Origin of the sequence: Neptunomonas sp. (genome assembly GCF_016744175.1) — a bacterium.
Classification (GTDB): domain Bacteria; phylum Pseudomonadota; class Gammaproteobacteria; order Pseudomonadales; family Balneatricaceae; genus Neptunomonas.
The window spans coordinates 1-11,261 of record NZ_JADGEV010000070.1; the positions used below are offsets into that span (position 1 = coordinate 1).

The window sequence follows — 11,261 nt, forward strand, 5'->3', positions numbered from 1 at the left end:
CGAGGGCGCCTTTATTAAACAGCATCTCTTTAAAACACCCTTTCAACTACGAATAGAACAAGTGGTGCTTTTTCTTACCTAGTTTAACTAAGAAGTACTTTTGATGAATGCTGCTCCCAGCAGAAAACACTTCGCTTCCTTTACTATTACTTTCTAAGCCAATAGCGACACCATTAACAGTAACTGCACTACGCTGCAAAGCATCTTTTACTTGCTTTCCATTGCCCATATCGGCTTCTGTAAACAAGGAGGTCAATAAACCATCTTTTAGCAACTCTTGCTTAAGTGCAGACGCAGGCAACCCATCTTGCTTCAACTGCTCAAAGTCACTTTCACTTAAATCTGCCAGATTGCCGCTAAATAGTGCATCAGTAATACGCTGCGCAGCAACAAGGCCTCTTTCTTTATGAACGAGCTTCGTCACCTCTCGCGCCAAAACAGCTTGTGCATCAGGGCGGCCTTGACGTTCTTTATCATCCGCTTCTATTTGATCAATTTCTGCAACACTTAAAAAGGTGAAATATTTCAGAAATTGATAAGCATCGGCATCTGCAACTTGCAGCCAGAATTGATAGAACGCGTAGGGGGATGTCTTAGCAGCAGACAACCATATTGTTCCTGTCTCAGTTTTTCCAAATTTCGTACCATCAGATTTTGTCACCAATGGTAACGTCAAACCGTAGGCACGATTACCATTCATACGCCGCGTCAGCTCAGTACCACCCGTAATATTACCCCATTGGTCTGAACCACCAATTTGCAGTGTGCAATTATGGCTCTTGTTGAGCTGCTGAAAATCAAAAGACTGAAGAATCATATAGGTAAACTCCGTAAAAGAGATCCCATCCCCTTCTCGATCAATACGCTGCTTAACTGACTCTTTCGCAATCATTTGATTTACAGAGAAGTGCTTACCAACATCACGCAAGAAAGTCAGTACATCTAAACCACGCGTCCAATCCAAGTTATTAACAACTGCTGCGCTATTACTACCGCAATCAAAATCAACGAAGGCACTCACTTGCTCTTTCAGTTTGTCGACCCAATTCCCGACCGTTTCATCGTCATTCAACTTGCGCTCTTGAGCCTTGAAACTCGGATCACCAATTAACCCCGTAGCACCACCCACCAGCGCCAATGGTGCATGACCATATTGCTGGAAGCGCTTTAATGTTAACAAAGGAACTAAGCTGCCGATATGTAGACTATCGGCTGTTGGATCAAACCCGCAATAAAGCGTCACACTGTTTTCATTTAAATGATTTTCAAGCTCCTCTTCGCTGGTCATCTGCGCTATAAGGCCTCTCGCTTTCAAATCCTGTAACAGTGTTAACTCGCTCATCTGGGGTCATTACCTTGTATAATATTAAAACAGTACTCATTACGGCAGTATTCTACCCATAGCGTGACTGTTGAACAAATTTCAATTGCTAATGTCAATATTTTGACTTTACAGCCGATACTACTTTAATAAAATATCGTATATTACTGTTTTATCTTTACTGATTATTAAATGGATCGCGAGAACTGAGCCATGCCAATACTTTTACAATATATCAAAGGCCATTTTCCAACAGTTCATATTGCAGCTGTTACTATTTGCGGCGTTATCTTAAGCATTACTCTTCTTCTTTTACCCTCCGAAGAAGTCTCTGCTACAAAAAGCCCTACGCCTTCATTTGAAAAATCTTCACACATAAACAACATTGATCAAACAGCTCAGCGAATACGTAACAACCTTGTTCTAGATCTAAAACCTAGCATCTCCGACCGGCCAACAGAACAACAAGAGGAAACTGCACTTACGCCCACTTTAAAAAAGCGGCCTTCAATTACCCCTCAACAGCCTACTGAAAACTGGATTTATTATACCGTCCAAAAGAATGACAATCTTACTTCACTCTTTAAACGAGCTGGCCTGAATGCTCGCGATGTTTACAATATCAGCCAAGCAACGAAGGAAGGTAAAGAACTAAACAGACTGTATCCAGGGGAGTCTCTTGCCTTTCTCATCCAAGGTAGCGAGCTCAAAAAGCTTAAATATGAAATAAACCCACTAAAAACACTTATTATTGAATCAACCGACAATATATTTGCCGTTAATACCATTGAGCGCACCCCCGTCACTCACGAGCGCTACATAGAAGGTGTTATCGAAGGGTCTTTATTTGTAGACGCTGAGCGTGCCGGCTTATCCAACAATATGATTATGCGATTTGCATCCATCTACGGCTGGGATATCGACTTTTCGCAAGACCTTCGCAAAGGGGACCGCTTTCGTATTATTTATAATGAGCAATTCCTCGACGGCAAAAAAATCAGCGATGGCCATATAGTCGCTGCCCAGTTTATAAATAATGGTAAAAATCTTACCGCCATTCGATACACTGATTCAGAAGGAAGCAGTAGCTATTACACACCAGGCGGGCACAGTATGCGCAAAGCATTTTTGCGAATGCCTGTTGACTTTGCTCGTGTTAGTTCTCGTTTTAACCTGTCAAGAAAGCACCCCGTATTAAATAAAATACGTGCACATAAGGGTGTTGACTACGCGGCGTCAACAGGAACACAAATAAAAGCATCTGGTGATGGCAAAGTCATTTGGAAAGGAAATAAGGGCGGCTACGGGCGTGCCATTATTATTCAGCACGGCAGCAATATAACGACGCTATATGCCCACATGTCAAAATATAACAAAAAGCTCAGCAAGGGAAGCCGCGTAAAACAAGGTCAAGTTATTGGTTACGTTGGCAAGTCAGGGCTCGCCACAGGTCCGCATCTACATTATGAATTTCGTGTAAACGGCGCACACAAGAACCCAATGACCGTTAAGTTCCCACATGCATCACCCGTTCCGAAAAAAGAACTACGCGCCTTCCAAGAAGTAGCTAATCAGATGCAAAGCCAGCTAGAAACCTACGCGGCCACCCAATACGCGAGGGCCAACTGAAAAAATGAACGCGGATATTTATATAGGTGTAATGTCGGGTACTAGCCTAGACGGTATTGATGTCGCTGCAGTTCGTATTGATAAGCAACTTAGTTTTATCAAAGCGCAGTGCTTCACTATTCCAGAGAAGGTTCGCCAAGATATTTTAGAACTTACTCAGCCTACTGATAATGAGATCGAAAGACTAGGCCGACTAGATATAAAACTGGGACGCTTATTTGCCGATAGCATCAATCAATTTTTACAATCAGCCCCCTTTGATACTAGCCAAATAGCGGCGGTGGGTTGTCACGGACAAACGGTTCGCCATCGCCCTGAAGCAGGTTTCACTCTACAGATAGGCGATCCCAACACAATAGCTGAAATCACAAAGCTCACTGTTACCGCAGATTTTAGAAGAAGAGATATCGCAGCAGGCGGACAAGGCGCGCCTCTGGTACCCGCTTTTCATAATAATGTGTTTCGCTCGGCAGATAAGAACCGCATCATTTTAAATATTGGGGGCATGTCCAACATTACGTTATTGCCTGCCGATAATTCGAAAACGGTCACAGGCTATGACACCGGCCCTGGAAATATATTATTAGATGCGTGGATTAATAAACACTGCGGCGCCAGCTACGATAAAGCCGGAGAGTGGGCAGATTCAGGCCAAGTAAACCATGAACTGCTACAACAGTTACTTCGTTTAACCTTCTTTACGGAAGCCCCACCCAAGAGCACCGGAAGAGAGCAGTTTCATCTTGATTGGCTAGAGCAGGTTATCCGCAGCAACCATCAAAGAATTTCAGCAGTTGATGTCCAAGCCACATTATTAGAACTAACAGCTCAATCTATCGCTGATGCAGTTAATGCTGAAAACGTAGCAAACCTTGAGCTTTATATTTGCGGCGGTGGTGTGCATAACAACGCGTTAACAGCCCGATTATCCTCGCTAGTTAAGCATTCATATATAGGCACAACAGAAGAACTTGGATTACACCCGGATTGGGTTGAAGCTGCTGCGTTTGGCTGGTTAGCTCATCAAACAATAAAAAAACTATCCGGTAATTTGCCAAGCGTTACAGGAGCGGCTCAAGAGCGAGTGTTAGGCGGGATTTATCAAGCGTAATAGATGAGATATAACTAAGCACAGCTGTTATTAGCTGTGCTTAAATTCATATTAAATCAGATCGAGAATGATGAACCGCAACCACAGGTCGTTGTTGCGTTCGGGTTTTCAATTTTAAACTGCGACCCCTGTAAGCCTTCTTGATAATCAACAACAGACCCTTCGAGGTACTGTAAGCTCATTGGATCAACGACCATAAGAACACCCTGATTTTCTATTTGGGTATCGTCTTCTGCGGTCTCTTCATCAAACGTAAAACCATAAGAAAAGCCAGAACAGCCGCCGCCCGTAATAAAAACACGAAGCTTCAGATTATCGTTCTGATCTTCTTCTATTAGGCTTTTTACTTTTGCAGCAGCTGCATCTGTAAATACCATTGCCTCATTTAATGCCACTGATTCTGTCATATCGCTCTCTGTATCATTAAATCTGATCAGCCTATTCTCAATTAACCAAGCAATTTAGTCAAGTATCATGGCATAAGACCGACAAAAGATAAGCCGGCAGTCTCTTCAAAACCAAACATGATGTTCATATTTTGAATAGCTTGGCCTGCGGCACCTTTAACTAAGTTGTCAATGACCGACAACACAACAACAGTGTCATCGTTTTGTGGGCGAAAAACACTGATCCTGCACATATTTGAGCCTTTTACACTACGAGTTTCAGGATGGCTACCCGCAGGCATTACATCCACAAATGGCTCGTCTTTATAACGCTCTTCAAACAACGCCTGAAGCCCATCTTGTGGGTCTTTAAGCGTCGCGTACAAGGTAGAGTGAATTCCACGAATCATAGGTGTGAGATGCGGAACGAACGTCAAGCCGACAGGCCGTTCTGCTGCTTCTGATAAACCTTGACGAATTTCAGGAAGATGCCTGTGACCAGGAACTCCATAGGCTTTCATGCTTTCGCTAGTTTCACAGAGTAAAGCCCCTACGCTGGCACCGCGACCGGCACCACTGACACCCGATTTACAATCAGCGATCAAACGACGATGGTCGATCAGCTTATTCTCTAGTAATGGCAAGAAACCAAGCTGAGTTGCCGTTGGGTAACAACCGGGGCATGCGATTAGCTGGGCCGTCCTGATCTGTTCACGGTTTATTTCAGGCAACCCATAAACAGCCATTTCGACTAAATCAGAGCAAGTATGTTCAAGCTTGTACCACTGCGACCAGAGCTCAACATCTTTAATCCGAAAATCTGCACCTAAATCAATAACCCGTACACCTCTCTTAATTAGCTCAGGCGCCATTCCCATTGCTACACCATGTGGCGTAGCAAAAAACACCACATCACACGTAGACAGTGTATCGGCATCCGGCACAGTAAACTGCAGATCATAATGTCCTCGAAGGTTCACAAACATATCAGCCACATAAACACCTTCCTCTGAGCGCGAAGTAATAACTTTCACGTCCACATCAGGATGATTGGCGAGCAACCTTAAAAGCTCTACACCGGTATAACCTGTTCCACCTACGATACCTACATTAATCACTTTAACCTCTCATCGGCATGCAAAAACTGTTAACTTATAATACCGTTCAAGGGTCATAAAAACTATCAGCTGTTGGTTAAAAAACTGAATGCAGAAATACCACTTATCATTGCAGTATTTTCGAGAGCGCCTAGCTCACTATGATGCGCTGCCTCAGCTTGTTATTTTAGGGATGCTATCCGGCGTCATAACAGGCTTGCTTATGGTCCTGTTTCGCATGGCGGTGGAGTTACCATTAACTTACTGGCTAGGCCAAGCGGACAACTTTGAGAGCTTGTCTACCCTACAGCATTTTTTATGGCCCATTATTGGTAGCGCCTTACTCATATTGATTTTTTATCTATGGCCACAAGCCGCTAAACAAGTAGGCATGGTCAATCTGTTTGAACGGCTTTCTTATTACCAAGGCAACATCCCTGGCAGAAGTACTGTCATGCAATTCGTGTCAGCAACCATCGCTTTAGTCAGTGGCCACTCTGTTGGTCGAGAAGGGCCGTCAATATTTCTTGGAGCCGCTTGTAGCAGCTTTATCGGTCAACAACTTCGATTACCCAATAACTCTCTACGACTACTCATTGGCTGCGGTGCTGCAGCGGCTATTTCTGCTGCATTTAACACGCCACTAGCGGGTGTCATATTCGCGATGGAAGTTATTCTTCTTGAGTATACGGTAATCGGCTTTACACCTGTGATTGTTGCTGCCGTGTCTGCTGACATAGTCATGAGGAGTATATTAGGACATGAAAATGTTTTCGATGTACCACCCTTTGAGATCAATACGTTAGCTGAAGTCCCATGGGTAATGTTGCTCGGCGTTGTTGTAGGCTTATGCGCCGCTACTTTTAATCACATCATGTTATACGCTTACAAACTAGCTCACTGGCCTGTGGCAGTACGCTTTATGCTGGCAGGTATTATTACCGGTCTAGCCGCCATGCTATACCCACAAATTATGGGCGTAGGCTACGACACTATCTCTGAAACACTTTGGGGCAGACTAGATCTCCAGCTGCTATGTGGGCTATTGCTAGTCAAGCTACTTATTACACCTTTCATTCTCGGTTTAGGCATTCCTGCTGGGCTTATCGGGCCGACTCTCTTTATTGGCGCTATTATCGGTGGCATTTTCGGGATAGTTGGTGATTGGTCAACCGATATGACAGTATCTCATATCGGTTTATATGCCATGCTAGGTATGGGGGCTATGATGGGCGCGGTGCTAAATGCACCTCTGGCGGCATTAGTAGCTCTACTGGAACTCACTGGCAATCCAAATATTATATTTCCTGGCATGATTGCTATTGTCATCAGTAATTTAACTGTGCGCTACCTGTTCAACCTACCTTCTATCTTTTTATCATCATTACAGGCACAAGGGCTCGATTACCGCCAAGGACCTATCGCCCAAGCACTCTCCCGCGCAGCAACCGCCAGCTTAATGGACAGAGATTTTGTCACGACTAACCACCTGATCAACACATCCTCAGCACATGCAATGCTAGCAGAATCGCCCCGTTGGATATTACTACAGGAGACAGGTCAAGCAGCTACTTCTCTTATGCAGCCCAATGACTTACAGGACTACTTAGCTCGAGAGGAGCAACCAGAAGAAGCTACTACGCCAGCATATCAACACGAAACAACACCAAAATCACAAAAACAAGTCAACCTGCTGGAAATTCCTGCGGAGCGCTTTAATATTGTGACTATGAGCTTTAGGGCAACACTCTATGAAGCCTTGCAAAAGATGAATGAGCAAAACATCGCTAATCTGTGCATCACAAGCAATCAAGGCGAGATCATGGGAATACTCACTCGTGCACAGATTGAATATTACTACACACATAAGCAGACTCTATGAATCCACTACACGGCCTGTATGCCATTACCGATAACTCCCTCATGCCGGATGATCAAATATTACTGTCGTACGTTCAACAGGCGATTATTGGCGGCGCGCACGTTATTCAATACAGAGATAAAACCTCTGATACCGAAAAGCGTTATCGCCAAGCACGTTTACTCAATGAATTATGCCGCTTACACAACCGTACATTTGTAATCAATGATGATGTACAACTGGCACATCAATGCGGCGCGCATGGTGTACATATAGGGCAGAAAGACTCGGCGATAGAAGTAGCACGCCAAGTACTCGGTAATAACGCCATCATTGGTGTGACCTGTCACGACCAACTGTCACTGGCCAACAGCGCCGCTTTAGCTGGCGCAGACTATGTAGCCTTTGGTGCTTTCTTCCCCTCAAAAACAAAACCTAACGCAAAACCAGCACCGCTTTCGTTGTTAGCCGAAGCCAAATCAATACTCTCTTGTCCAATAGTGGCGATCGGGGGAATTACTGTGGATAATGCCAGCCAAACGATTACTGCAGGGGCCGACATGATTGCCGTAGTGCACTCACTTTTTGCCGCAGAGTCAATCACACAGCAAGCCGAGGCATTTGCCCACGCTTTCAACTGGAATGAATAAAGAAGGTTCATCAGCATGACACGTTCAGAAGATCTTTTTCAAGCAGCCCAAACTCACATCCCTGGCGGTGTAAACTCACCGGTTCGCGCATTTAAAGGCGTGGGTGGCACACCGGTATTTTTCAAAAAAGGGCAAGGCGCTTATCTTTTTGATGAAGATGATAATCAATATATCGATTATGTCGGCTCATGGGGCCCAATGATTTTAGGCCATGCTTTGCCTGCAGTTATTGATGCGGTTAAAAGCGTATTAGATAACGGTCTAGGGTTTGGTGCGCCAACCGAAATCGAAACTCAGATGGCTGATAAAGTCTGTGAAATGATGCCGTCTATCGAGATGATCCGTATGGTCAGCTCGGGTACTGAAGCTACCATGAGTGCTATTCGCTTGGCGCGTGGTTATACCGGCCGCGATAAAATCGTCAAGTTTGAAGGTTGCTACCACGGCCATTCTGACTCACTGCTAGTAAAAGCAGGCTCAGGTGCGCTAACGCTAGGCGAGCCCAACTCCCCGGGCGTACCTGCATCTATTGCTGAACACACCATCACACTCACATTCAACGACATCGAAAATGTTCGCCAAGCATTTGAAGAAGTAGGCAGTGAGATTGCCTGCATTATTGTTGAGCCTGTTGCCGGCAACATGAACTGCATCCCACCTCAAGAAGGCTTCCTTGAAGGCTTGCGTGAAGTATGTGACGAATACGGCACTGTTCTGATTTTTGATGAAGTAATGACCGGCTTCCGTGTTGCCTTGGGCGGTGCCCAAGCCTATTACGGCATCAAACCAGACCTAACGACATTAGGAAAAGTTATTGGTGGCGGCTTGCCCGTTGGTGCTTTTGGTGGCAAACGCGAAATTATGGAACAGATCGCTCCTTTAGGGCCGGTTTACCAAGCGGGTACGCTATCAGGAAATCCGTTGTCGATGAATGCAGGTTTAGCCATGCTAAACGCTCTGACAGCAACACCGGGTATTCATGATCAGCTAGAAGCAAAAACTGATTACCTAACGCAAGGCCTAGAAGCCATGGCAATCTCAAAAGGTATTCCATTTACCACAACCGCTGTTGGCGGCATGTTTGGAATATTCTTCACAGATCAAAAAAATATCAGCAGCTTTGCGCAAACAACAGCCTGCGATACTGAACGCTTTGGGCAGTTCTTCCAAGGCATGCTCAAAGAAGGCATTTACCTAGCCCCTTCTGCATACGAAACAGGCTTTATGTCAGCGGCTATTTCTGAAGAAGACTTGGATCGCACCATTGCAGCCGCGGGACGTGTGTTTGATACGTTTGCTAAAAAAGCCTAGATGATGGCGACTGTTACTAATCTGGCAATCATACTGAGCTGCGTTTTTTACGCAGCTCAGTTGTTTCGCCAACCAAAAACTCTGACCGACAATAACAGAACACTAGTGCTGCTACTGTTGTTATGCGTCGTGCTGATAATGGCGTCCGCCGCTGGCCACCTACTCATCAGCGAACAAAGCCAAAACTCCCAAACCCTGCAACGCTTACTTAGCAATATGAAAGACTATTTGGCAATTCCGCTGATTACCTCTCTATTACTGGCCACCAGCTTTAATAAGTTTTGGTCACGTGCCGGTTGGGGCCGTTGGGTATTAGCCTTAATAGCCCTATTTGAACTAGCACGTAGAGCGGGGGTTGGTGAGCAGTACGCGATGCTACTCGCGGGGCTCTCATCTGCAGCATTACTGCTGGCCTTCTTTCGCTACTCACAAACAAAAATACGTGGGCTCGGATTAATGGGTGCCTTGTTAGCAAGCTTATCAGTTGCGGTTTACGGGACACTATCTTTGCTGCCCGAGTATCAAAACCCACTACTCAGCGATGGCTTACTGGCGATCAGTCTTGTTGCTTTAGGTTTGGCAACAAGGGAAATTATTTCCCTGTATCAAATAAAAGAGACGAAAGCAGGACGTATGTAAGTATGTTGATTAAACACCTTTAACAAAAAAGGCCATTGAATTATCATCCAATGGCCTCTCTCTTATAGCTATTATCTTACTGGTATCTAGCCACTTTTCTTTATCCTAATAACGCTGGGCAATAGCTGCTGCTTTATCAGCACCTTCTAGATCACCCGCATCAGTACGAATAGAAGCTATTAGCTGCCATAAGCGACGTAGCTTAGTACTCTGCCCTTGCGCTATCCCTACACCTTTAAGCGCTACTTGCTCAGCTTGTAAGAACTCACCTAAACGGCGGTGCGTGTCAGCAAGGGAGTAATATACTTCAGGGTCTTTTGGGGCGATGCGTTGTGCACGTTGTAAACTAGTTTGAGCAGAACGTAACTGGCCATTATTGGTTTGTTTTCGCGCTGTTGCCAACAACGCTACGGCAGCTGGATTTTGTTTTGATTGCAAAACAACTTTAGGCGCGACGGGCACCGACGTTTCTACACTAGTCTCTTCATTACGCTGCGGGCGAAAAACGGGGGTGGGTGCTACGGGGGTAACTGTGACACCGGTTGTGATGTCTACCGGCGTAACAACACCATTACTTTCCTGTAGAGGGCGCGTAGTGGAGCGCTCCTCAATAGGAGTGTTGTAAATTCCCTGTGAAGAGCAGCCCGTCAAAACGACTAACGCGCCTATTGCGACTAGCTTCATTTGTGTATTAAAAATCATTATTGCTCCTGCCTAAACCAACGCCGAAACCAGTCAAGTGGTTTTGATTCGCTATTTTGAACAGGTTCTACTCCACAATCAACTCGATACTGAGGTTTACTTCCATTCTGGAAGGGAACAGGGATAGCACCTTGGCAACGCTCATCCGATAAATAACCTGTTTCTTTGTCCACCCAAAGGTATTCTACACCTTCTGGCACTGGCGCTCGAAACGGCTCAGGCTTATCTGCTTTCATGTAAGCAGTCCACACTTTCAGCGCACCGCCTGATCCTGTAAACGGCAACGCACTGTTATCATCTCGCCCTAACCAAACAACCGCCAAGCGGCTTCCAGTAAAGCCTGCAAACCAGCTATCACGCTGATCATTCGATGTGCCTGTTTTTCCTGCGACGTTTAGGTTCGCCGGTAAGTGAGAATAAACAGAACGTGCGGTGCCTTCGCGTGCAACTTCTTGCATTGCATACTGCAATAAGTGAACACTTTCTGCCGAGACCGCTTGCTTCACTTTGAAAGGATACCTTGATAACTCAACGCCTTGGCTGTCGGTTACCAT

At 45.3% G+C, this 11,261-nt stretch carries 11 protein-coding genes; 6 read left to right on the forward strand and 5 right to left on the reverse strand.

What is annotated here, in order from left to right; genetic code table 11:
- Window positions 1–46 precede the first annotated feature (46 nt).
- Entirely contained in the window at window positions 47–1,342 is a 1,296-nt protein-coding gene (gene tyrS, locus QZZ55_RS18985; RefSeq protein WP_293268996.1) for a tyrosine--tRNA ligase, read from the reverse strand.
- Between the two features lie 192 nt (window positions 1,343–1,534).
- On the opposite strand from tyrS, the gene QZZ55_RS18990 reads away from it, so the two are divergent.
- On the forward strand, window positions 1,535–2,950 hold the full coding sequence (locus QZZ55_RS18990; RefSeq protein WP_293268997.1) for a peptidoglycan DD-metalloendopeptidase family protein: 1,416 nt from the start codon (window positions 1,535–1,537) through the stop codon (window positions 2,948–2,950).
- 4 nt (window positions 2,951–2,954) lie between these two features.
- Complete coding sequence (locus QZZ55_RS18995) at window positions 2,955–4,061, forward strand: anhydro-N-acetylmuramic acid kinase (protein ID WP_293268998.1); 1,107 nt, start codon at window positions 2,955–2,957, stop codon at window positions 4,059–4,061.
- 56 nt (window positions 4,062–4,117) lie between these two features.
- Here the strand turns inward: QZZ55_RS18995 and erpA are convergent, their stop codons facing one another.
- Both erpA and argC read right to left on the reverse strand, forming a co-directional pair.
- Window positions 4,118–4,468 (reverse strand): iron-sulfur cluster insertion protein ErpA, encoded by a 351-nt coding sequence (erpA, locus tag QZZ55_RS19000; RefSeq protein WP_028470805.1) that lies wholly within the window; start codon window positions 4,466–4,468, stop codon window positions 4,118–4,120.
- A 65-nt stretch (window positions 4,469–4,533) separates the two neighbouring features.
- Complete coding sequence (gene argC, locus QZZ55_RS19005; RefSeq protein WP_293268999.1) at window positions 4,534–5,565, reverse strand: N-acetyl-gamma-glutamyl-phosphate reductase; 1,032 nt, start codon at window positions 5,563–5,565, stop codon at window positions 4,534–4,536.
- 88 nt (window positions 5,566–5,653) lie between these two features.
- Here argC and QZZ55_RS19010 point away from each other — a divergent pair, with 88 nt between their 5' ends.
- Genes QZZ55_RS19010 through QZZ55_RS19025 form a run of 4 tightly spaced genes read left to right on the forward strand, consistent with a single transcriptional unit; the run spans window position 5,654 to window position 10,005 of the window.
- Entirely contained in the window at window positions 5,654–7,426 is a 1,773-nt protein-coding gene (locus tag QZZ55_RS19010; RefSeq protein WP_293269000.1) for a chloride channel protein, read from the forward strand.
- Window positions 7,423–8,055: a thiamine phosphate synthase gene (gene thiE, locus QZZ55_RS19015; RefSeq protein ID WP_293269001.1), complete on the forward strand. Its 633-nt coding sequence runs from the start codon at window positions 7,423–7,425 to the stop codon at window positions 8,053–8,055. Before QZZ55_RS19010 ends, thiE begins: the two co-directional genes overlap by 4 nt.
- 15 nt (window positions 8,056–8,070) lie before the next feature.
- Window positions 8,071–9,366, forward strand: a complete 1,296-nt coding sequence (hemL, locus tag QZZ55_RS19020) for a glutamate-1-semialdehyde 2,1-aminomutase (RefSeq protein WP_293269002.1) — start codon at window positions 8,071–8,073, stop codon at window positions 9,364–9,366.
- Window positions 9,367–10,005, forward strand: coding sequence for a hypothetical protein (locus QZZ55_RS19025; RefSeq protein ID WP_293269003.1), 639 nt, complete (start codon window positions 9,367–9,369; stop codon window positions 10,003–10,005).
- A 105-nt stretch (window positions 10,006–10,110) separates the two neighbouring features.
- Here the strand turns inward: QZZ55_RS19025 and QZZ55_RS19030 are convergent, their stop codons facing one another.
- Together QZZ55_RS19030 and QZZ55_RS19035 are read right to left on the reverse strand one after the other, a co-directional pair.
- Window positions 10,111–10,707: a tetratricopeptide repeat protein gene (locus QZZ55_RS19030; protein ID WP_293269004.1), complete on the reverse strand. Its 597-nt coding sequence runs from the start codon at window positions 10,705–10,707 to the stop codon at window positions 10,111–10,113.
- A partial coding sequence (locus QZZ55_RS19035; protein ID WP_293269005.1) for a penicillin-binding transpeptidase domain-containing protein occupies window positions 10,707–11,261 on the reverse strand: 555 nt, incomplete at its 5' end. The genes QZZ55_RS19035 and QZZ55_RS19030, both read right to left, overlap by 1 nt.

Excerpts from the sequence above, each read along its gene's own strand:
- hemL (WP_293269002.1), top strand. The coding sequence starts at position 8,071 with ATGACACGTTCAGAAGATCTTTTTCAAGCAGCCCAAACTCACATCCCT.
- QZZ55_RS18990 (WP_293268997.1), top strand. The coding sequence starts at position 1,535 with ATGCCAATACTTTTACAATATATCAAAGGCCATTTTCCAACAGTTCAT.
- QZZ55_RS19030 (WP_293269004.1), bottom strand. The coding sequence starts at position 10,707 with ATGATTTTTAATACACAAATGAAGCTAGTCGCAATAGGCGCGTTAGTC.
- QZZ55_RS19010 (WP_293269000.1), top strand. The coding sequence starts at position 5,654 with ATGCAGAAATACCACTTATCATTGCAGTATTTTCGAGAGCGCCTAGCT.
- QZZ55_RS18995 (WP_293268998.1), top strand. The coding sequence starts at position 2,955 with ATGAACGCGGATATTTATATAGGTGTAATGTCGGGTACTAGCCTAGAC.
- erpA (WP_028470805.1), bottom strand. The coding sequence starts at position 4,468 with ATGACAGAATCAGTGGCATTAAATGAGGCAATGGTATTTACAGATGCA.
- tyrS (WP_293268996.1), bottom strand. The coding sequence starts at position 1,342 with ATGAGCGAGTTAACACTGTTACAGGATTTGAAAGCGAGAGGCCTTATA.
- thiE (WP_293269001.1), top strand. The coding sequence starts at position 7,423 with ATGAATCCACTACACGGCCTGTATGCCATTACCGATAACTCCCTCATG.
- QZZ55_RS19025 (WP_293269003.1), top strand. The coding sequence starts at position 9,367 with ATGATGGCGACTGTTACTAATCTGGCAATCATACTGAGCTGCGTTTTT.